Here is a 22,444-nt window from a genome sequence, read left to right as displayed (position 1 = left end):
GCGGATCAACGCCGCAGACGCCGTACCGCGCGTGATAGCGCGCGCAACGGTGCCGTGACCCGCCACGACGCGCTGGACAACAACTCGGCCTCGCGCCGCAAGCCCCATTCCAGAGCGTCGTTATATTTAGCCGTCAACTCCGCTTCCTGCTTTTCCAAATGTTCGATTCTCTCGCACAACTGCTCGCGCTGAGCCTCAAATGCTGCAGTCGCATTTTCGACCCGCTCGCGGAGTTGCGGCAGTTGGTCAAGCAGTGCGGTTGGGTCGTTCAATGCAACTGCAAGATCGATCCGTCCAGGTATTTCAAGCGCTTGCTGCTTTGCGAACTGGCGCAACTGAGCTGACGCGACATGTAGCTGCCGATTAACCGATAGCAACTGTTGGGACAGGTTGCCAATCTCGGCATCCCGGTTCGCAACGCTCTGCGTCGCCCGAGCCGCTTTGTCTGTCGCTGCACAGAACTGTTCGGACAAAAGCCTGTAGTCGGCTTGGATGGCCGCGATCTCTGCCTGCAACTCGTCAATTCGGTTGCGCAATTGGTGCACTTCGCAAACGCGGGGCTCCGCACGGTTCGCCATAGGGACAAATAGCGGGCCTATGGCGTCCAGCGCCGCGCGTAACCAGTCTAGTTCAGCGCTGTTTTTCGCAGGGTCGGCACCGGACTTCATGTCCTGCAGAATCTCATCGATCCGCGCCAGCATTGGCAGTTGCGGTGGGTGGTCGGTGTCCCCTGTGATTACAGCAGGAGAGTGCTGCAGCAGGAATAGGTCTATATCGGGCGCCACCTCTTCCACCGGGCGCGGCCAATCAATTTCCAGATCCGCAGCGATGCCAAGCATGGTCGCACGCCAGTCGGTCAGCAACGCATCGTCGCAGGTAAAGCTTCGCGGAAAATCACGGCTTTCCGCCTCTGCATCCAAGACATGGCGCGCCCATAAGGCCAAACCAAATTCTGTCTCGTAGCCTTTACAACGATTCAACGATTCTGCGACCCTTTTGGCCGTATTGTGGTTATGCACAACTAAAGTACGGGCACCAAAGCGGTTCAGGGCCGCGCGCCAGAAAGGCATCAACCGGCAGATTTGCGGATCGTTAATTACAAACATCGAGGCATCGCCGTATTCTGCGGTGAGGAGCTCAACCGCCTCGTTCAGCAGATCAGCGGCATCGGAACTGTCAAACCATTCGGACGGAAAATGGAGCAGATCCCCTCGTGTAAAACCCACCTGCTGGAGCAGGCGTTCGTTTAGCCCAGCGAGCCTGTTTATTTCAGCGCCCTCGTTTATACCCATCTCGGCCGAAGTCATCAGATGCTGTGGCAAGGCCGCCCCGAGATGACCAAGAACGCCAGACAAGACGGTCGTGCCTGACTGGCACATACCCAGCACGACAAGGGCGGTTTTGGAAGGTGCTGATGTGGTCAAGCTCATCTGTTGGTGTCTCCGAATTCAAACAGGAGCGTTATAATTTCGGTACTGATTTGAAAATACCCAGCAGCAGATATTCCGGTCCGTTTTCTGCTAAATTGGTTTTCTCTTGCTCCGATTTCAAACTCTCTCTTCATCATTTTTATGCAAGAATACCGAAACCAGATCCATACGGGCTGCAATGGCAGGCCATAAACGCTCTATCAGGTGATACTCGGTTCCGTCGGTTGGGATCGGTTCGTGTGGCCAAGCGTAATCTTCTCCGAACAACTCCAGCATTGCACGCGCTACATTGGCATGGGTCCAGAACATATTTCCCACTGGGAATAGCAGCGGATTTTCAGGCATTGGCCCGGGGAAATGGTCGGCGATGTCCGGAAGCAGGCGGCGTGAATCGCTCCACGGAACAAAGTGCGGCTCGAATGGAGCAATGAAGCCTACACCTGTTTGCGCAATCCGTAGTACGGCCATCGACAAATTATCCTGATCACCCAACAGAATGCGATGCAAAAACCGTCGCCACACGTCACCGTGAGAGGTTGTTTGAACCGATTTCTTTTGATGCAGATGGCACCAGATATTATCGTCACCTGCAAGACCATCACGGCCGAACAGCCGCAAGAAGGGTAGGATGTCACGGCCTTGGTTCGGAACCAAATGAGTCTCGATTTTCAAACCTTGATCAGCCCCAATCTGGCGGATGTGGCGAGCTTTTTCCTCTGTGTCGGTTGTGACGAGAATTCGCGAAGCACGGGTAAAACAAGCGTGCTGGCGCAGATCCGCAGCCAAGCCATCGATATAGAAAGCATGGATATGGACAGCGAAATCCGGAATGCCCGGATCTGAAGCGGGCACGTTGCGGTACTCCTCCAACAACAATCGCTTGTGAATCCAATTATCGGAAGCCGTGATGGTTGCCTGCGCATCCTTGACGTCGCGCCATAACAATCTGCGACCATAGCGGAACAGCTTCTCTCGCTCTCGCTGTCGCAGAGGGCGATCGGCATCGGATTTTGTAAATAACAACGGAATATCAATGGCTGTTTCGCCCACTACGAAATTGCGCTGCCGCGTCAGCCGGCTCTGCAACGCGTCATGGATGCGGTGGAACAGCGGCCACTCTGGGTGAGCGGCGGGGGCAGGCCCGCAAACGGCATCCACCTTGCGTGGCAAGGCTAGTAGTGCATTTACTGCCTCGCCCGGATCGCCATAAGCAACAGATGTTATCATATCCGAACCGCGATAATGGGGGTCGGCAAAACCGGTTCCGCCATCAAAGCAAACTACCCGGCAGCCGCGTTGCACCGCGTCCAATACCGCGTTGGGCAATGGATCAAACCGGGATGACAGGAACATCGCATCGCATGCGTCTAATACCTGGTGATAGTGAGGCCCGGCTGGCAGAAAGAATAGATTACTGTCCTTGCGATTTGCTTTCCCTTGCCGCAGATGATAATCAAGCGAAATGTCGAAGCCCATGTCCTGGCGGTTTTGTCTTTCTCTGATCCAGATAAACACTGTTTCTGGGGCTATGCGTGCGCAGATTTGCGCAGCCTGCACGAAGATGTCCGTGCCTTTACGCCAGTGAAGAGGTCCTGTTCCGAAAATCAGTCGTGCGTCGCCCAGATCCCGCCCCATCATTTTCGATAATGCTTTGCGTGCCGTAATACGCTGTTCCTTGGTTGTTATGTTTTGGATCAAAGATCTTGGGGGGATTACGGCGCTATCATTAGAGGTGTCGAACGCCACATCCGCCAAACGACCCTGCCAGTTATCACGCACATGCTCAGCGTTGAAAATCATGAGGTCAGAAAAGGCTGCCGAATATATCGCTTTCCATACCGGAAGGGTGTATTCTGAATATTCGTGAATATAAGTTGCGAAAGGTATATCTCGGGCAACGAGCGGATGGATAAACAGCGCACATTCGGGCGAGTTCAATATGGCATGATCAATCTGCTGGAAAACTTCGTCCTCAACGTAAGGTATCTCATGCAGAGGATTGGTGGTAATTAAGACAGCACAGCAATGAGGAAGAATTTGATCGAGAATTTCTCCGCCGCGAAACGTAGCGACTGCTACATTGTGGGTGTGACTGGCCCCGAAAACTAAAGCCCGGCCCACGGCGGAGACATCAATCAAGGACATCTCGTGCATGCAGATCAGCACAGTGGGGAGCTCTGGGCGATAGGGACGCTCGCCCTGAATCAAGCTCTTGCGCAAATCGCCCAGCGTGCGGCGGCCACCTTCGACCGAACCGAAACGCAGGTAATGCATCAAGGGGTTCATCTTTGCGGCTTGAATATCGGGATGCCAAGCCAAGTAAGCCTGCATCGAGAAATCGGACACTGCGGCATCGGTAGGGGAGCCAAGCTGAATCAGCTCGAAAGCCAAATGCAGCGCCTCTGGATGGTTCTCATCAATCAGGGTCTTAAGCTCAGGCAGGACGATTAAATCGGAAAGTGCCAGATCGATATGCGGTGCTTCGGCGCGTAACTGCGTGTAGTAAGTGCCGTAGCGACCTTCGGTCCGACCATGATGAATAAAATGATGCATCAATTCGCCTGCATCACCCTTCATATCTGGATAGGTCTTGGCATAGAAATCCGGATTAAAACTAAAGTCCGGGCGTTGATCAATTATCCCAGCCTGACGAGCGTAATAAGCCCAAATATCATTTAGCGTTTTCATTTATAATCCTGAAAAGCACCCGCAAGAAAAGCAAAGCGTTGATCGTCGGATAAGTGCCTTTCGCATAGATCCCGGATCAGAGGCCGAAAAATGGAACTGATTATGACGGCAGGTGCGAGGTAAAAGCGAGTAACTGTGCCCGAAATATCGGATGTCCATGTAACGGGTCCTTCCGTTGAGGAAGGCGATATTCCGTCGAGCAGATCTTTTCCAGGTTGAAAATAATGCATTCCGACAAGGTTCTCGGTAAGAATGGGCTGAAACAGCCGCGAGCAATTCGACAATACTTCAAAAGCAGATAGCTGGGGCTGAAGAAGAGTCAGACGCAGAAATGCGCTGCCCACTTTTCCGGGTGGTACCGGCAACAGACGATCGTCAAATGCGTCATCAGGTCCTGCCAGAACGATAAAATCGGCTAGTTTCAATAGCTCTGTGGTTACCCCTAGAGGAGCCTGAGGCGCTTGTGCGTGGATGATTAAAATCACGCCAGCTCCTTTCCGGTTGGCTTGCTGTAAGGACGAGCCGTCAGCGACGCTTTGGACAAAAATTACAAAAGTGTATGATCCAAAGCACGGAAGATCGCAATACGGATCAGATAAGACCCATAAGCATGCAACCGATGTCGATGGAGGTTTTTGCGGGCCCGCCCCTGCCGCTGAACGACCGTCCGGATGCCGTAGTATCCTGCCGGAACGGATGCCCATGAAATTCCTTGCCTACCAACAGTGGGTTGCCTAGCATGGACCCTATGGTCTGACGGGAGGCGGCCATGAATCTCGATATCCTGATCGCGGAGGATGAGCCGACGATCCGTGAAACCCTGCGCTTTCTGCTGGCTCACCAGGGCTGGCAGGTCGACACCGTGTCCGACGGCGATTCCGTTATGCGGGCGGTGCGCAGCCATCGGCCCGGCATGATCGTGCTGGATGTGATGATGCCGGGGCGTAGCGGTTTTGACATCCTGCGGGCTTTGCGTACGGACGTGGAACTGGCCGATATACCTGTCCTGATTTTGACCGCGCGTGGGCAAAGCCATGACCGGCAGCTTGCCTGCGAGCTGGGGGCGGATGGCTTTATCAGCAAGCCCTTCGCCAACGATCTGCTGATCCAGGAGGTGAGCCGGCTTCTGTCGCTGCGCAGGCTTGGAAATATGGTCAGCTAGGACCATGCGCCGCACCCGAACGGACCGACATGACGATGCCGACAGACAGCGCGATGCAGGATTCGTGCTGCCGCTGTTCGGCGCGCTTTTGCTGCTGCCGCCCTTCATCAATTTGTTTCTGGTGCGCCGGCTGCTTTGGGGCATCCCGCTGGAGGTGATCTATCTGTTTGCCGTCTGGGTCGGTCTGGTTGTTGGCGCCTGGCGGTTGTCGCGCGTACTGGATACGCGTCTCCCCAGCGATCCCGATACCGCACCCCGGCAGCAGGATGACGGCTGATGCTGTCGCCAGATATCGTCGTCCTGACGGCCATCGCCTATGTCTGCCTGCTGTTTCTGCTGGCCTATTTCTCGGATGGGCTGGCGCGACGGGGGCGCGGCGGGTTTCTGCGCTCTCCATGGGTCTATACGCTGTCGATTTCGGTCTATTGCACAAGCTGGACGTTTTACGGCGCGGCCGGGACGGCGGCGCGAGACGGGCTGGAATTCATGGCCATCTATATGGGCCCGACCCTGGTTTTTGCCGGATGGTGGTTCATCCTGCGCAAGCTGCTGCGGATCGGGCACAGCCAGCGGATCACCTCGATTGCCGATCTGCTGTCTTCTCGTTTCGGAAAATCCAGCCATGTGGCGGTGCTGGTCACGCTGATGGCGGTGATCGCCATCACGCCCTATATTGCGCTGCAACTGAAAGCGATCACCAACTCGTTGCAGGCAATCACCGTTGCCCGTGGCGCCAGCGGGCCGTTGGCCGGGTTGGAGGACGCCAAGCTGGCGTTTGGCGTGGCGACGGGCATGGCGTTGTTCACTATCCTGTTCGGAACGCGCAATGTGGATGCGCGCGAACAGCATCTGGGCGTTGTCGCAGCCATTGCTTTTGAAGCGGTGGTCAAACTGCTCGCTTTCGTGGCTGTCGGGCTGTTCGTTCTTTTCGGCATGAGCACCGGGCCGGCGGGCATCTATGCCGCGGCCATAGAGGCTGGGCTGGAGGTGCATGAGCAGACCCCCTTCGGCAGCCGCTGGGTGACGGTTCTGTTCTTGTCGGCCGTCGCGGTGATTTGCCTGCCGCGGCAATTTCAGATCACCGTGGTCGAGAATGCCGATGAAAACCATCTGCGCACCGCAAGCTGGGCCTTTCCGGCCTATCTGCTGCTGCTGAGCCTGTTCACGCTGCCAATCGCCTTTCACGGGCTGGCAATCATGCCGCCCGGATCAAATCCCGACATGTTCGTGCTGACCCTGCCGATGGCGGCAGGGCAGGACGGGCTGGCGCTGTTCGCGTTCATCGGCGGGTTTTCATCGGCCACTTCGATGATTATCATCGCCTCGATTGCGCTGTCGATCATGGTCTCGAACCATATCGTTCTGCCGCTGGCGCTGCGGATCACCGACAATCTGGCCGACAGCGGCGCGCAGGGGATCGCCCGCCTGCTGCTGCTGAGCCGGCGCTTTTCCATCGCGGGGATCCTGCTGCTGGGGTTTCTATATTTCTGGCTGACCGGCGAAAGCGGGGCGCTGGCGACCATCGGACTGATCTCATTCGCGGGGGTGGCGCAGTTTCTGCCGGCGCTGCTTGCGGCGCTGTACTGGCGTGGCGCGACCGTCAAAGGGGCGCTGACGGGGATGATCCTTGGCATAGCAGTCTGGTGCTGGACCTTGTTTTTGCCCAGCTTCACCAGCAATGCCGCCGTGGCCGCGCTGGTGGCAGAGGGGCCGTGGGGCATTGCGCTGCTGCGGCCGCAGGCGCTGCTGGGAATGGCCGGGCTGGATCCCTTGGTTCATTCGATCTTCTGGTCGATGGTCCTGAATGGCGGTGCGCTGATCGTGGTGTCGCTGCTTACCCGGCAAGGCGCCTTGGAGCGTATGCAGGCCGGTATTTTCGTCGACATCTTTCATCGCAGCGCAAACGATACCGGTCGATCCCTGCGCAGTTCGGCCAGCGCCGAGGACCTGTTTCAACTGACCGAAAGGGTGTTGGGTTGGCAAAGTGCCCAAGATTTGTTCCAGAGCGAGGGGATTTCGCGGGGCGGCTCTGGGCGCGGTCAGCCGGTTCCCCCCTCCTTTGTCGCGCGGCTGGAGCGAGAGCTGGCCAGCTCGATTGGCGCTGCTTCGGTCCATATCCTGCTGTCCAAGGTGGTCGAGGGCGACGCCCTGTCACTGGAAGAGGTGATGCTGATTGCCGATGAGACCCTGCAGGTCATTTCCCATTCCAATGAACTGGAGCGCAAATCCCGCGAACTGCGGCTGACCGCGCAGGAACTGCAGGAGGTGAACGCCAAGCTTCATGCCCTGCACCGGCAAAAGGACGATTTCCTGTCGCAGGTCAGCCATGAGGTGCGCACACCGATGACCTCGATCCGCTCGATCTCGGAAATCCTGATGAAGCAACCGGAACTGGCCCAGACACAGCGGCATCGTTTTGTCGGGCTGATCCACCATGAAAGTGTCCGGCTGACCCGGCTTTTGGATGAGATCCTTGATCTGAGCGCGCTGGAGCATGGCGAACGCGACTGGCAAAACCGCCCGATGGAGGCCGAAGCGATCCTGACCCGGGCCTTTGAGATCTGCGAGGCCCTGGCGCGCAAACATGATATCCGCGTCAGCCGCCAGCAAGAGGCGGCCGAGGTTCAGGTGCTGGGTGATCCCGACCGGCTGAGTCAGGTTTTCATCAACATCATCTCGAACGCGATATCGCATAATCGCGGGGAGGATCCCGAGTTGCGGGTCTGCTCGGGGCTGCGCAAAGGCAATTACGTCGTCGAGATTTCAGACAACGGCAAGGGGATCGCGCCCGAATACCGGCAAAGCATCTTTGACAAATTCGTGCGGGTCTCCAGCCAGCCCGACCGTGACGGTTCGTTGTCCGGATTGGGGCTGGGACTGAATATCAGCCACACCATCATCAGCAAAATGTCGGGTCGGATCGAGTTGGTGGACGGCCCGCTGTCGGGGGCCTGTTTCCGCATCACCCTGCCGGTATATGCGCCAACCCCGCAGGTTCAGCCATCGACCAGCGGCGTATCCTCCTGACGGTGGCTGCAGGATTTTCGCGCGCAAAGCAGACAGGACGGGCCGACCGGCACGCTGCTTGACAGATCCGACAGATCAAGGCCCCGCGCGTACACGGTGCGATCCGCGTGGTGAATGTCGCAGGCCAGCATGATGGAATAGCTTAGTGACTGATCCTGCCAGTTGGACACCCGCTTTTGCACCGATTTTGCGATCAGCAGGAACCGCTTGCCGTTGGGAAATTCGGCAATCTGGCGCAGGACGCCGGGCGCACCCGGCGCGCTATAGACCGGCCATAGCGGACAGCCGTGCCCACCGCTGGGCCAGGCCAGACCGGGCAGGGGGAAACGCTTGGTCAGCCTGCCGGCGGGCGCGATACGCAGAAAACCAAAGGGCACGCCCTCGGCGCCCGGACGGCGTAGCGACACCAACCGATGCGCAACCTGTTCAAAGCTGGCGTCATGCAGATGACCCAGCAGATCGACATCGTAATGATGCTGCGCGGCCAGTTTGCGAAACCCCTCATAGGGCATGACCATCGCGCCGGCCACGTAAGACGCCAGCGCCCGCATCGCGATCTGTCTGGCCGCTTCCGAGGTCAGGTCCAGACCGTCGCAGAGCCGTGTCAGGGGGGCATGGGCCTGCAACTCGGCGATCTGGCGGCAAATGCGGAACTGACGCGTGGCGCGCCGGCTTGATCCGCGCAGCCACAGGGTCTGCGTGTCCCGGTCCAGCCGCCCCTGTTCGGTTGCGGGAAAATCACCCCATGGCGCACCCTCGGGCCAGCGGCGGCAGGTAATGCCGTGTTCGCGTTCCAGATGGCGTTCCAATGCCGCTTCGCTGAAATCCTCGCCCATGGCGGCGCGCAGCTCTTCGGCAATGTCTTCCAGTTCCGGGAAGTGGTTGTTGGCCGAGATGAAGGCGTCCTCGACCTCGCGCAGGGGGGCGATCGCGCGCCGGCGCACGGCCCCGCGATCAAAATAGCCCACAAGGCTGTTCATCGTCTCGGTTACCGCGCGCGCTTCGTGGTTGATGGCCTGGGTAAAGCGGCGCCGGTCGGCCTCGGCCAGATCCTTGACATCGGAAATGATCTCGGCGCCCGAGCGCATTCCGGCGATCCGGTTCAGGACCTCGTGCAGCATCTGCGCCAGCACCGGGTCCTGATTGAAGCGATTGGCATAGACCTCGATCTCGGCCCCGGACGCGGAATGGGCCCGATAGATCCGCACTATGGCCTGTGCCACTTCGGGGAATCTGGCGACCAGATCGCGGGTGTCGGTTTGCCGGAAGTCCAACCCCTGCAAAAGCGGATCGCGCAGCATCTCGTCGATCATCTGCAGCGATTTCAGCTCTCGCTCCCCGGTCAGTTTGTGGATGTCCAGACCAAGATGCTCGGCAATGCGCAGCAGCAACGTGCCCCCCACGTCCCGCTTGTTGCTTTCGATCAGGTTCAGGTAGCTGGCTGAAATACCCACATGCCGCGCCACCGAAACTTGCGACAGGCCAAGCTCCAGCCGCTTGCGGCGGATGTGGATCCCGATCGGTGCGCGCATGTGCCCTCTCTGTTGGCCGTTGAGTCAATCTTTTACAGATTATACATCCGTCCATCATCATATTTACAAAAAAATACAACAGCATCAATTAAATATTGAGATCGTTTCAGAACTGGCCTCTCCTGTTCAGCAATACCGGCATCAGTCGGAGTCCAGGGGAGGAAAGAAATGTCGAAACTGTTGATGAACCGGCGCAGGTTACTGCGCACAATGGGAACCGGCGCCGCAGTGACCTTGGCAGCGCCCTCATTTTTCACCCGCGGCGCATGGGCGCAGAATTTCTGCAACAGCCCCGAGGCCAGCGGCAAGATCGTTTTCGGTTTCAACGTGCCGCAGACGGGGTCCTATGCCGAAGAGGGGCTTGACCAGTTGAAGGGCTATGAACTGGCTGTCCGTCATATCAACGGCGAAGGCGACGGCGGCCTGATGAATACGCTCAAGCCGGTGTCGCTGAAGGGCAACGGCATCCTTGGTAAGAAGGTCGAGTTTGTCACCGGGGACACGCAGACGAACACCGACGCCGCCCGTGACGGTGCGCGGCGGATGATCGAGCGCGACGGCGCGATCATGGTCACCGGCTCGGTCACCTCGGGCGAGGCCATTGCAGTGCAGTCGCTATGTCAGGAAAACGGCGTCATCTATATGGCCGGCCTGACCCATTCCAACGACACCACCGGCAAGGACAAACGCCGCTATGGCTTCCGTCATTTCTTCAACGCCTTCCAGTCCGGAGTGGCCATCGCGCCGCTGCTGGCGCAGGAATACGGCACCGACCGGCGCGCCTACCACCTGACCGCCGACTATACTTGGGGCTGGACGCAGGAAGAGTCGATCAAGAACGCGACCGAGGCGCTGGGCTGGGAAACCGTCGCCACCGTCCGCACGCCGCTGGGTCTTGGGGATTATTCGCAATACCTGACGCCGGTGCTGAATTCCGGCGCGGACGTGCTGATCCTGAACCATTACGGTCATGACATGGTGAACTCGTTGCCGCAGGCTGTGCAGTTCGGCCTGCGCGACCGCCAGGCCAACGGCAAGAATTTCGAGATCGTCGTGCCGATGTTCTCGGAACTCATGGCCGTGGGTGCGGGTGATGCGGTGAAGGGGATCATCGGCACCTCGAACTGGCACTGGGCGCTGGACGATGCGGGGACGCAGGCTTTCACCAAATCCTATGGCGAGGCTTACGGCGTGCCGCCGTCGCAATCGGCCCACACCGGCTATGTTCAGGCGATCCTGTATGCCGATGCGGTCGAACGCGCAGGGACCTTCCATCCACCAGAGGTCATCAAGGCGCTGGAAGGTTTCGAGTTCGACGGTATGGGCAACGGCCCGACCCTTTATCGCGACAGCGACCACCAGTGCTTCAAAGAGGTGCTGGTCGTGCGCGGCAACGAGAACCCGTCCAGCAAGTTCGAAGTGTTGAACGTGGTCAGCCGCACTCCGCGCGAGGAGGTGACCTATGATCCTGAAATCTTCGGTGGCGAGTTGGGCCCCTATGAGCCGAACCAGTGCTGAGCTGACCCTCACGCACTGATCCGACGGACGAGGCCCGGTACACGAATGGCTGCCGGGCCTTTTCGGTCCCGCTTTCCAACACATCCACGGGCTTGCCCGGCTGGAGGGGATATGAACGCGTTTCTCGCCCAACTACTGAACGGGTTGGACAAGGGTGGCGCTTATGCGCTGATCGCCCTGGGCCTGACCCTTGTTTTCGGCACGCTTGGCGTGGTCAACTTTGCCCATGGCGCCCTGTTCATGCTGGGCTGTTTCTGTGCGGTGACCTTTCGCTATCTGATCACTATCGAAACCGTGACCGTCGACCCGACGCAACTGTCGCCCTGGGGAACGCCGCTGGAGGTCCGCACGCCCCTGGTCCAGCAATGGCTGGGGGATTTCGGCACGGTGCTGGTGGATTATTCGGTGCCGTTCTCGATCCTGCTGACGATCCCGGTGATGGCGCTGATCGGCATCGCGATGGAGCGCGGGCTGATCAAGCATTTCTACAAGCGCAGCCATGCCGAACAGATTCTCGTGACGTTCGGATTGGCCATCGTGTTGCAGGAGCTGGTCAAAAGCTTCTTCGGGCCCAATCCTATGCCGCAGCCGATCCCATCGGACCTGCGTTCGGCCGCCGATATCGGCAGTTGGTTCGGGATGCAACCGCACACGCTGACCTATCCATGGTGGCGGATGATCTATCTGTTTTTCTCGCTGTCCGTGATCGGCGGTGTCTTTGCCTTCCTGCGCTTCACCACGTTCGGGATGGTCGTGCGCGCAGGCATGGCCGACCGCGAGGCGGTGGGGCTGCTGGGCATCAATATCGACCGTCGATTCACCATCATTTTCGGCCTTGCCGCCGCTGTCGCGGGCGTGGCGGGCGCGATGTACACGCCGCTGCTGCCGCCGAACTATCAGATCGGGATGGACTTTCTGGTTCTCAGCTTTGTCGTCGTGGTCGTTGGGGGCATGGGCTCTCTGCCGGGTGCGGTGCTGGCCGGATTCCTGCTGGGCATCCTGCAAAGCTTTGCGTCGATGACCGAGATCAAGTCGGTGATCCCCGGCATCGATCAGGTCGTCATCTATCTGGTCGCCGTCGTTATTCTGCTGGTGCGTCCGCGCGGCCTGATGGGCCGGCGCGGCGTGATGGAGGGTTGATCCGATGCTCTGGCTTTCCCGCAAGGACGTCTTCACCTTCGCCATCTTCGCATTGGTGGTGTTGACCATGCCGATCTGGCTGAAGCCGTTTGGCGCGGCCTATCCCGGCCTGATGCAGAAGTTCGCGATCTATGCGACCTTCGCCATCGGCTTCAACATTCTGTTCGGCCTGACCGGGTATCTGTCCTTTGGTCATGCCGCCTTCCTGGGCGTGGGCTCCTATACCGCCGTATGGTCGTTCAAGCTGCTGACAATGGACATCATCCCGGCGATGATCTTCGCGGTCATCTTTTCGGGACTGTTCGCGCTGGTGATCGGCTTTTTCAGCCTTAGGCGGACGGGGATCTATTTCTCGATCCTGACGCTGGCCTTCGCTCAAATGAGCTATAGCCTGGCCTATTCGGTCCTCACGCCCATCACCAACGGCGAAACCGGCCTGCTGGTGGCGCGCAACGATCCGCGCATCATCGATGCCATGCTGCGCGGCGGCGAAACCTCGACCGGACTGCCGGTGCCGTCGTTGTTTGGCGTCGCGATGACGGGCTATGGCGGGTTCTACCTGTGCGCGGTGGTGCTGATCCTGGCGTTCTTGGTGTCGCAGAAAATCTTTGCCTCGCCCTTCGGTCTGGCGCTGCGCGGGATCAAGTCGAACCAGACCCGGATGATCTATACCGGCTTCAACACCAAGCCCTATACGCTGGCAGCATTCGTCATCTCGGGCATGTTCGCGGGGTTGGCCGGGGCCTTGCTGGCTGTGACCGATCCCATCGCCGGGGCCGAGCGGATGCGCTGGACGGAATCGGGCAATATCGTGCTGATGACCATCCTTGGCGGGGTCGGCACCTTGGTCGGGCCGGTCGTCGGCGCGTGGCTGATCGAATATTTCGAGAATATCTTCTCGGCCATCAACGCCAACATGTTGAATTCGTTCTTCAGCTTCCTGCCCGATGGGCTGCAGCAAGTGGTCGTCACCGTGCTGTCGAAATTCGTGGGCGAGGGATGGCACCTGACGCTGGGCCTGATGTTCGTGCTGATCGTGGTGTTCCTGCCGGGCGGCATCGTCGAAGGCTGCCAGCGGCTCTGGTCACGATTACAACGTATCCGACCGGTGCCGCGTATCCAGCAGCAGGAGGACGTGAAATGAGCGAAGCCCCTCCCAATATCGTCCTGCACGCGGCCGATGTGATCAAGAACTTTGGCGGCTTGCGGGCGTTGTCCGACATCGACCTGCAGATCGAAGAGGGCAAGACCCATGCCATCATCGGGCCGAACGGGGCCGGAAAATCGACGCTGCTGAATGTCATCATCGGGCGCCTGCCTCCGACCAGCGGCGCGGTGGTCTTTGACGGGACCGTGCTGACCGGCAAGGCTCCGCACGAGATAAATCAGCTTGGCATATCGCGCGTATTCCAGACACCCGAGATCTTTGCCGATCTGTCGGTGCTGCATAACGTGATGGCCCCGGCCTTTGCACGTCGTGACGGAGCCTTTCGCATCAATATGTTCAGCGCGGTTTCCCGCCAGACCGAAATCCGCGAAGAGGCCGAAAGCCTGCTGCGCGACTTTGGCATGTGGGAACGCCGTGACGACCATTCGGGCGCCCTGTCGCGAGGCGACAAGCGGCGGCTGGAGCTGTGCATGTGCCTGATCCAGCATCCGCGTCTGCTGCTGCTGGACGAACCGACGGCGGGCATGTCCCGCCATGATACCAATACCACGATCGAACTGCTGAAACGCATCAAGCTGCGCGGCATGACCAAGGTCATCATCGAACACGACATGCATGTGGTGTTCTCGCTGGCCGACAAGATCTCGGTTCTGGCGCAGGGTCGGATTATCGCATCCGGCCTGCCGCAGCAGATCAAGGATGACCCCCGCGTCCAGCAGGCCTATCTGGGAGGAGCCGCCGAATGAATGCTGCACAGATCACGACCAGACCGGCGCCGGATTCGTTTTTCGCCCTGCGTGATGTTCATGCCTATTACGGCGAAAGCTATATCGTGCAAGGCATCACGCTGGAGGTGAAGAAGGGCGAGGTCCTGGCGCTTCTGGGACGCAACGGGGCTGGCAAGACCTCGACTTTGCGCGCCATCGCACGTACCGACGACCCGGCGGTAACTCATGGCGAGATCTGGCTGGAAGGTCAGGCCGTGCACCCGATGAAATCCTGGCAGGCCAGTCAGGCGGGCATCCAGCTTGTGCCCGAGGATCGCCGTATCATCGCCGGCATGACGGTCGAGGAAAACCTGATCCTCGCGCAGGTCGCGCCCAACAAGGGGTGGGAGCTTGAGCAGATCTACGACCATTTCCCCCGCCTTGCCGAACGACGCCAGCAAGAGGGCGTAACGCTGTCGGGGGGCGAGCAGCAGATGCTGGCTGTGGCCCGCGCGCTTGCCCGCGAGGTCAAGCTGCTGCTTCTGGACGAGCCCTATGAGGGGCTTGCCCCCGTCATAGTGCGGGAGATCGAGCATATCGTTCACGGTATCAAGGAACTGGGCATCACCACGATCATCGTCGAACAGAACGCGGTGGCGGCGTTGCGCCTTGCCGACCGTGCGGTCATCCTGGATTCGGGGGAACTGGTCTTTACCGGCAGTGCGCAGGAGTTGCTCGAGGATGAGAGCCTGCGCTATCGCTATCTGGCGATTTAGGCTCCTTTTCCTAGCAAGGCGCTGAAAAAGGTCGCTGCGGAGAACGGTTTCCCCGCACCTCCGGCTTGAGGTGGCGTTTTGCGCAGGGGAAAGGCAACCTTCTGCCTCAAGCGGCGAGCAGTTTTGGCAAACTGGCCAAGTTGCAGGCCACTATCGCCATGGTGAAGCGGGCTCGCACACGCTCTATACCGCGATACATGGTCTGTGCCATGCCGCCGATGGTCTTTGCCCAGCCGAAAGGTTCCTTGATCTTCTTCCGGCGCCGCTGAGATTTGGCGTAGCCGGGATGCCGGGTGGTTCTGCCATCAATGGTGGAATGCCGGGACTTCTGGGCGACATGCGGCGTGACTACCATCTGGCGCAGCTCGGCGACGAAGTCGGCGCTGTCGTAGCCGCGGTCTGCCGCCAGGGTCAGTCGCCGTGTGGATCCCGGTGAATGGCGATGGAGCATGTCGATGGCGGCACGGCGTTCGGCCTGGCCACCCGCCTGGGTCAGGTCGGCCTGCACGATCAGGCCGGCACGGTTCTCCATCAAGCTATGCCCCATGAAGCACAGCATCGCGCCTGCGCCAGGTGACTTCTTGAACAACCGGGCATCAGGATCGGTCATCGAAGCATGAGTTGCGTTGGAGCCCCGTTCACCACGGAAATCGACTTCGGCGTTGCGGTGGCGGCGTGTGGGGCGGGTCATGGGTTCGGGTTCGGTAGTGGATTGATCGGAAGGTTCGGCATGGGCGACGGTATCTGGCGGATCACCTGGGTCGTCGTTCCGGTCGGGCAACGGATTGTCCTTCGGCTGGAAGCTCTTCATCGATGCCCAGGCCTTTACCAATGTGCCATCGACCGAGAAGTGGTCGTCCGACAGCAGCGGCGCCACCTCGCGATGCGCCAGGATGGCAGCCATGATCTTGCGGGACATGTCCGTGGTCAGGAGCCGGTCGCGGTTCTTCGTGAAGACCGTCGGGACCCAGATGGCGTCGTCAATCCCGAGGCGCACGAACCAGCGGAACAACAGGTTGTAGTCCATCTGCTCCATGAGCTGCCGCTCGGAACGGATCGAGGAAAGGATCTGCAAGAGGCTGGCCCGTATCAGCTGTTCCGGTGCGATCGAGGGACGGCCCTCGCCGGCGTAGAGCCGGTCGACCTCGGCATCCAGGGCGCGCAACGCATCGTTGACGACCGCCCTGATCTTACGCAACGGATGCCGCGCCGGGATGCGCTCCTCAAGATCGACGTAGCTGAACAGCGATCCCGTCACCTTGTCCGATCCGCGCATCGCTACCTCCGTCATACCAGCGGTGGCTGGTGAATCACGCTCCAAGATGCGCGTCGAGGCCGGAGTTTTTCAGCGCCCTGTTAAAGGACGGCTCATTCTCTTTCGACCGCTTTTTGCGGTCGGAAAACTCTTCCGCCCAACGACAGAAGGTTCGGCGGCGGATCTCTGCTACGAAGGGCGGCCCGTCGGACCAGCTAGACCTATGATCGGCATACTTGCCGACCAGCACATGGGCGATTGTGACCTACGGCCAGCACGATCAATCGCCCGACCGTCTTTGAGAATTTATTGCAGCACACAACTTGTCTCAAGGGTCAAGGCATTGGGCGGCTTCATCTCCTATGAATACATCTGCAAAGCTTAGACTTAAGGGTCAGACATAACTATCGTCAAACCGATCTCCCAGAAGCTGAGACTGAATACCTGGCTATCCGCATCTTGCGACCAGTCTTCCGATGAACCGTACCGGCGCTGATACCTTCCACGAGGTGCTCATTTTATATATACTGTGAAGGTTGTCAATGGCATGAGTATGGGTGCTCCGCATGTTATGCAACTTTGCGGAGAGGTTGTCGACTTCGGTATTCTTCGCTGCTTGCTCACGTCGATAGCGATCAACATCCTGCTGCAGTTTGGAAATCCTTTGGTCCCGATCAATGATTCGATCAGTCCACATTATGACTTCGTCAGACAAACTGGCTTCTCGCATTTGAGCCTCGCGCAGCTTAGTGAGTAGCTCATCAATTTCAACCTGACGCGCTTCCGCGATAACTTGTGTTTCCTTAAGGGTGACGCGATCCTGCTCCAGTTCTGACTTTATCAGATTTGCAGCCGCATCAGCCTGTTCAAGCTTGGTATTCGAGTCACCCAGTTTTTCGGACAAGTCCTTTATCTGCGCCTGCGCTTTTTCAAGATCCACGCGGTGTTGATCTAAATCCGCGTGCAACTGCTCATTTTGCGACGAGAGCTGATGCCGCTGCCTATCTGCTTCGGTTAACTGTGCGGATAGCGTATGGACCTCAGCTTTATGCGGGGTCAGGGTTTTCATCTCGCGCGTTGCTGTCTCAAGCGCTTTGACCGGAGCGTAGAGTAAAGAGGTTGACAGGTCGAAATTGCGACGCTGCTGGTCCAATACTTTCCAATCATCCTCATTTTCGCCATTCTTAGCCCAATTTTCAAAAACTCGAACAGTTTCCCGAAACGTCTCCGGGACCGACGTATTGTTCAGGAAGGTCTCGATATCCGATCCGTGATGGCGTAGATCCGGATCGACAAGCTGGATAATACGATCCTGTCCGGCGTGGGCCGAGACGGGCCAAGTGAATCTAAAAACCTCTTCTACCCGTTGCGACAAGATTTGCCAGTTGGTGAGGAGATCAGAGTAGCTGGTGAATATCCTCGGCAACTCGCGTGAGGCTGCTTCGGCGTCCAGAATATGACGCAGCCATGAAAGCATCCCTACACTTGGTTCAACCTCTATATTCTTGCGCGCTTTCAGCGAGGCTGCCACATCCTGCGGATGGCGATGTGTATGGATGCAACTGACAGCATAGCCCATTTCCACCAGAACATCATACCACAAAGGCAGCAATCGGCAGAGACGAGGGTCCTTCAGATAGATCAACGAGGCCTCGCCATATTCTGCCTGTATGATCTGGGCCGCGCGGGATCGGAATTCGTTGAAGCGCGGTGAATCCTGCCAGCCGTCACGTAGCGGCTGCCAGTCATTCCAGCGAGTTCCGGCGGTCGCAAGGATTTCGTCATTCAGGCGAAAGATCGGTTCCGACTCGAAATATCCCTGAGGATTTCTGGTGTCGGCCGCGAGTGAAGTGTTCGGGCCCTTGCAGCCAAGGCGATCCAGAATTCCGGCCAGCAGTGAGGTGCCGGAACGATGCATCCCCAACGCAAGGATGGCTACCTTATGCACACTCTGCGACTTTTGTTGTATCTCGATTCCCATAACGACCTTCACGCAGCCCCGATTTTACTAATTTTCTCATTTTCTAAAAAAGTTAGCTGTTTTAGCTTTTCTTCAAGTTGTCTGAGAATTATACTGCGATATGTCGGCTTGGCGATTTTTAATGTATTCTCACGAATGGCGATTGCTTGCCTGGCTTGAGATATTCTGTCTGCGCCGGTCCACACACTATGGGGATTTAGCCGGTAAACACTCATCACATCATCTATAAATCCAATTTTTTTCCCAATACGGTCAAAGTAAAATGCAAGGGTGATTTCACTTATCCGGGGCGAATAAATGGAAGATGGAAGAGAGTGTCGCACAGTGTCCCTATTATACATTGTGGATGAAAGATTAACTATAAGGTTAAGATGCGCGTTTTCAGAAAATTCTTTTCCTGAAAGCAAATGCTTTAATCCAAACTGCCTTTTTAGCAAGCGATGGCTGTTGCTTTTCATATCAAATAAACTAATTTTCGAGAAAACCATGGCAGCCTCCCGGTGGGTGGAAAGAAATTCTGCTTGCTTTATGTTTTTTCGGGGATCTGTCCAGTAATCATCACCCTCGAGTATTGCGACAAAATTTCCCGCGGCTTGCCTGAAGCAATGCTTGTAATTGTCAGATATACCAAAGTTACCACTACGGCTTATGTTTCTGATAATATTTGGGTACTTATTGGCATAATAATTGACGATCCGCGCACTTCCGTCTATTGATCCATCATCAGACAAAAGTATTTCATGAGTAAAATCACCCTCCTGAGCGAGCGCGCTTTCTATTGCTTCAACAAGAAAATTTTGATGGTTATAGGTAATTATAGCGGTTGAGATCGTCGGTTTGACCGCATACTTCCGATGTATGGCAACTTTTGCGCCGATAAACGATTCCTTGACCGAAATTCGATCAGAGCATTGCTCGTCCGAGTAGTCAAGGAAAATTCTAGGTAGAAATATGGGGTCTTTATTTTTTGTAAACCGAATAATCAAATCCCAGTCCACCATTCTCTTCAAGCTGGGATCAAAGCCACCAAACTCATCCGATAATGTCTTTCGGTGTATGAAAACCCCCAGATCTATATAATTTCCTTCCATAAGAGGTTTTCGTTCGAATCTTCTCCCTATTACTTTTCCGGTACTTGTATTTATAATTTGTCCATAAAAAGCGTCACTCCCTGGGTTTTTAATTACCGAATTTGCGATTGTCGTCAGAAAATAAGATCGTAAAGTGTTATCGCTGTCTACATACCCGATCCAAGGATTCCGTGCGTGCGCTAGGCCAATATTTCTGGCATTACATACGCCGACACTTTCGGGAAGGTGAATGTACCTGATTTGCCCTTTTGCCAGATTCTCTTTAAAGTGCTGAGTTATAACTTCTTTGGTATTGTCAGTCGACCCATCGTCGATAATGATGAGCTCAAAGCTCTTATGAGTCTGAGTTACAACTGACGAAATTGCCTCTTTAATACACCATGCACGGTTTCTAGTTGGCATGATTAGGCTGAAACTAACATTGTCAGCATCTTCCGATCGAGCGATATCTATATCAGAAACTGCAACTTTGAAGACCTCTGGCGCATTTTCCTTAAGCCATGCAAGAAGCCGGTTTTGGCCGTCAATGTTCATGTGAGGTATTCTGAGTGCTTTCGCTTTTACCAGCGGCAGGCCAGCCTCGAGAGTGTAGAGCGGATAGATTGAAATGTTGGCTGTTGTTGGGTCTTCGGGATGAGAACCCTTAATGGTATTCTCAACCAAAGCACCAGCCTTGAACTCCGCTTCAATCAATTTTTTTGTTAGGCCAAGTTCATATTCTTGGATAACCATCTGGACGTTTTCCTGTTCCTTGATTCCCTCTATGAATTGTTTGAAGGCGTCAGAGGAAAAAACGTTACGGCTCAACACCATCCAATAGCTTTGCAGATGATAATTGAATTGATGGCTGTCAGTCGCGCCCCAGAAGTCAAGATGACGTGCTTCCATCTGATCAAACATAGGTTTAAATGATCCGACTGGACCAAAGCAGCTGTCGTTGCAAAGGATCAGGTCGTCGGCATCGACAAGTAACCCGTTCTCGTTTGCCCAAGCCCAACCGCGCTTATAGGAACCGAAATCATACTCGCCGTGCCGGCCGGTTATCACGTGGGTTGCAAAGGATTCCAGCCTCTCACGCTCACCTGGCATCAAATCATTGTCGCAGACGACCACAATGGCTTTGGTCAAAGGCTCCAACCCGGCTAGATAGGGTAGAACCTGGGGAGGCAGAAAACCGTCACTGCTGTAGGATGCAAAGATGGCCACTCGCTCCCGAAGGGGCTTGGACGATTCGGGAAGTGTAAGAAGAACCATAATGCAGATTTCCAAGAATTGAGGCGCGGGAACCGTTTTGTATTGTCTCAAATTGACGTTGAGGTCCACCTCTTTGGATTATTTTGTGTGTCACAGAGGTGCTGTGCCGAGCTTTGCGCATTTGTCACGAAATACGGATGCGTCCCCTTGTAGTCTCTGGCCGGGTATTGGCAGGCTTAGCGATAGATTGCGGTTGGGATCGCTTTTTCGTCAATCGTTGCCAAACAGGTCGCGGGTATAGATTTTGCTGGCAATAGCCTCCAGATCGAGGCTCGCGCGGTTGGCCACGATCAGGTCGGCACCCTTTCTGAAAGTGTCCAGATCCTGCATGACGGGCGAACCGAAGAAATTATCTTTTGCCAAGGCTGGTTCATAGATCCATACTTCGACACCTTTGGCTTTGAGACGCTTCATGATGCCTAGCACGGCGCTTTGGCGGAAGTTGTCCGATCCGGCCTTCATCGCCAAACGGTATATGCCCACAACCTGCGGGTTGCGAGAGAGAATGTCGGAGGCGATTACATCTTTGCGAGTGCGGTTTGCCTCGACGACGGCGCCGATCAGATTCTGTGGAACATCTTGATAATTGGCCAGAAGTTGCTTGCTGTCTTTAGGCAGGCAATAACCGCCATAACCAAAGGATGGGTTGTTGTAATGGCTGCCGATACGCGGGTCGAGGCAAACGCCCTCGATGATCTGCCTCGTATCTAGGCCATGGGTCAGGGCATAGCTATCCAACTCGTTGAAATAGGCAACGCGCAGCGCAAGATAGGTGTTGGCGAAGAGCTTGATTGCCTCCGCCTCATTTGGTCCGGTCAAAAGAACCGGCACGTCACTGTCCAGTGATGCTTCCACCAGAAGATCGGCAAAGGCGCGCGCACGCGGGCTATTCTCTCCGACAATGATGCGCGAGGGGTGGAGGTTATCATGGAGCGCCCTGCCTTCGCGCAGAAATTCTGGACTGAAAATTACTTGGTTCGTGCCCAATCGCCGTGACACGTCCAGTGTGAAGCCAACGGGCACGGTCGACTTGATGACAATGACTGCGTCGGGGGCAATATCGGCCGCTTGTGCAATAACTGTTTCGACACTGGTTGTGTCGAAGTTGTTGGTGATAGGATCGTAGTTTGTGGGCGTAGCTACAATGACATAATCAGCCCCTTCGAAGGCTTTGACGGCATCTGTTGTAGCGGTCAAATTAAGTTGTTTTTCAGACAGATATCGGGCAACGTCGGCATCGATGGTGGGGCATTGTCTGGTATTTAGCATCTCCACGCGGCAGGGATCCACATCAAGCGCCTGGACTTGGTTACGGACAGCCAGAAGGACTGCATTGGACAATCCTACGTAACCAATTCCCGCGACAGCTATTTTCTTTCCAGACATTAAAATTTCTTTCCTTGGATAAGCTCTCCCCAACTCCCTAAGCTTTGGACTTTAGGTACTTAAAATGTGAACAGCGTTGTCCCACCTTTTGCGTAATCTATTCTCTGATGAATCAGTAAGATTCGTGTACGCATCCCAGCATGAATGTCAACTTAGTTAATTTTCATGTACCGAGCGTTGTGCGTGATCCAGAGGCGGAAAAGGTCTTGGAAATCTCGCATAGGTATTCGATCTGTTGATTGGTTTGCGTACCGCAATCTTGATGACGTGACAAACGTCCTGGGGTTTCATAAGTTGCGAGACGTCAAGTTTTTTGAGTGTATTTTCCT

General features: G+C 56.4%; 16 protein-coding genes. 8 read left to right on the top strand and 8 right to left on the bottom strand.

Features of this window, described 5'->3' with window-relative positions:
* Window positions 1-5: 5 nt before the first annotated feature.
* The 3 genes from JWJ88_RS19100 to JWJ88_RS19090 form a co-directional block, all read right to left on the bottom strand.
* Window positions 6-1,430, bottom strand: coding sequence for a sulfotransferase family protein (locus JWJ88_RS19100; RefSeq protein ID WP_205296011.1), 1,425 nt, complete (start codon window positions 1,428-1,430; stop codon window positions 6-8).
* 117 nt (window positions 1,431-1,547) lie between these two features.
* Window positions 1,548-4,118 (bottom strand): rhamnan synthesis F family protein, encoded by a 2,571-nt coding sequence (locus tag JWJ88_RS19095; protein ID WP_205296010.1) that lies wholly within the window; start codon window positions 4,116-4,118, stop codon window positions 1,548-1,550.
* Window positions 4,115-4,603, bottom strand: a complete 489-nt coding sequence (locus JWJ88_RS19090) for a hypothetical protein (protein WP_205296009.1) — start codon at window positions 4,601-4,603, stop codon at window positions 4,115-4,117. The genes JWJ88_RS19095 and JWJ88_RS19090 overlap by 4 nt, the downstream gene beginning before the upstream one ends.
* 284 nt (window positions 4,604-4,887) lie before the next feature.
* Here JWJ88_RS19090 and JWJ88_RS19085 point away from each other — a divergent pair, with 284 nt between their 5' ends.
* From JWJ88_RS19085 to JWJ88_RS19075, 3 genes are read left to right on the top strand one after another with little or no spacing between them, the layout of a single operon-like run.
* On the top strand, window positions 4,888-5,280 hold the full coding sequence (locus JWJ88_RS19085; RefSeq protein WP_205296008.1) for a response regulator transcription factor: 393 nt from the start codon (window positions 4,888-4,890) through the stop codon (window positions 5,278-5,280).
* A 4-nt stretch (window positions 5,281-5,284) separates the two neighbouring features.
* Window positions 5,285-5,557 carry a hypothetical protein gene (locus JWJ88_RS19080; RefSeq protein ID WP_205296007.1) on the top strand — a complete coding sequence of 91 codons (273 nt, stop codon included), beginning with the start codon at window positions 5,285-5,287 and terminating at the stop codon, window positions 5,555-5,557.
* Window positions 5,557-8,307, top strand: a complete 2,751-nt coding sequence (locus JWJ88_RS19075) for a sensor histidine kinase (protein WP_205296006.1) — start codon at window positions 5,557-5,559, stop codon at window positions 8,305-8,307. The genes JWJ88_RS19080 and JWJ88_RS19075 overlap by 1 nt, the downstream gene beginning before the upstream one ends.
* On the opposite strand, the gene JWJ88_RS19070 is transcribed toward JWJ88_RS19075, so the two are convergent.
* Entirely contained in the window at window positions 8,277-9,839 is a 1,563-nt protein-coding gene (locus tag JWJ88_RS19070; RefSeq protein WP_205296005.1) for a helix-turn-helix domain-containing protein, read from the bottom strand. The two genes, JWJ88_RS19075 and JWJ88_RS19070, sit on opposite strands and share 31 nt — an antisense overlap.
* A 168-nt stretch (window positions 9,840-10,007) precedes the next feature.
* On the opposite strand from JWJ88_RS19070, the gene JWJ88_RS19065 reads away from it, so the two are divergent.
* From JWJ88_RS19065 to JWJ88_RS19045, 5 genes are all read left to right on the top strand, one after another.
* Window positions 10,008-11,357, top strand: coding sequence for a substrate-binding protein (locus JWJ88_RS19065; RefSeq protein WP_205296004.1), 1,350 nt, complete (start codon window positions 10,008-10,010; stop codon window positions 11,355-11,357).
* 111 nt (window positions 11,358-11,468) lie between these two features.
* Window positions 11,469-12,497, top strand: a complete 1,029-nt coding sequence (locus JWJ88_RS19060) for a branched-chain amino acid ABC transporter permease (protein ID WP_205296003.1) — start codon at window positions 11,469-11,471, stop codon at window positions 12,495-12,497.
* A 4-nt stretch (window positions 12,498-12,501) separates the two neighbouring features.
* The gene (locus JWJ88_RS19055) at window positions 12,502-13,641 is read left to right on the top strand and encodes a branched-chain amino acid ABC transporter permease (protein WP_205296002.1); all 1,140 of its coding nucleotides are present in this window, start codon (window positions 12,502-12,504) and stop codon (window positions 13,639-13,641) included.
* The gene (locus tag JWJ88_RS19050; RefSeq protein ID WP_205296001.1) at window positions 13,638-14,411 is read left to right on the top strand and encodes an ABC transporter ATP-binding protein; all 774 of its coding nucleotides are present in this window, start codon (window positions 13,638-13,640) and stop codon (window positions 14,409-14,411) included. Before JWJ88_RS19055 ends, JWJ88_RS19050 begins: the two co-directional genes overlap by 4 nt.
* Complete coding sequence (locus tag JWJ88_RS19045) at window positions 14,408-15,148, top strand: ABC transporter ATP-binding protein (RefSeq protein WP_205296000.1); 741 nt, start codon at window positions 14,408-14,410, stop codon at window positions 15,146-15,148. The genes JWJ88_RS19050 and JWJ88_RS19045 overlap by 4 nt, the downstream gene beginning before the upstream one ends.
* Before the next feature lie 106 nt (window positions 15,149-15,254).
* Here JWJ88_RS19045 and JWJ88_RS19040 read toward each other — a convergent pair whose 3' ends face one another.
* From JWJ88_RS19040 to JWJ88_RS19025, 4 genes are all read right to left on the bottom strand, one after another.
* Complete coding sequence (locus JWJ88_RS19040; protein WP_205294257.1) at window positions 15,255-16,424, bottom strand: IS5 family transposase; 1,170 nt, start codon at window positions 16,422-16,424, stop codon at window positions 15,255-15,257.
* Window positions 16,425-16,851: 427 nt separating this feature from the next.
* Window positions 16,852-18,384: a sulfotransferase family protein gene (locus tag JWJ88_RS19035; protein ID WP_205295999.1), complete on the bottom strand. Its 1,533-nt coding sequence runs from the start codon at window positions 18,382-18,384 to the stop codon at window positions 16,852-16,854.
* An 8-nt stretch (window positions 18,385-18,392) separates the two neighbouring features.
* Window positions 18,393-20,681 carry a glycosyltransferase gene (locus tag JWJ88_RS19030; protein ID WP_205295998.1) on the bottom strand — a complete coding sequence of 763 codons (2,289 nt, stop codon included), beginning with the start codon at window positions 20,679-20,681 and terminating at the stop codon, window positions 18,393-18,395.
* 258 nt (window positions 20,682-20,939) lie between these two features.
* On the bottom strand, window positions 20,940-22,115 hold the full coding sequence (locus JWJ88_RS19025) for a nucleotide sugar dehydrogenase (protein ID WP_205295997.1): 1,176 nt from the start codon (window positions 22,113-22,115) through the stop codon (window positions 20,940-20,942).
* Window positions 22,116-22,444: the final 329 nt, after the last annotated feature.

Origin of the sequence: Paracoccus methylovorus (genome assembly GCF_016919705.1) — a bacterium.
GTDB lineage: Bacteria > Pseudomonadota > Alphaproteobacteria > Rhodobacterales > Rhodobacteraceae > Paracoccus > Paracoccus methylovorus.
This window is presented reverse-complemented; position numbering and strand designations above follow the sequence as displayed.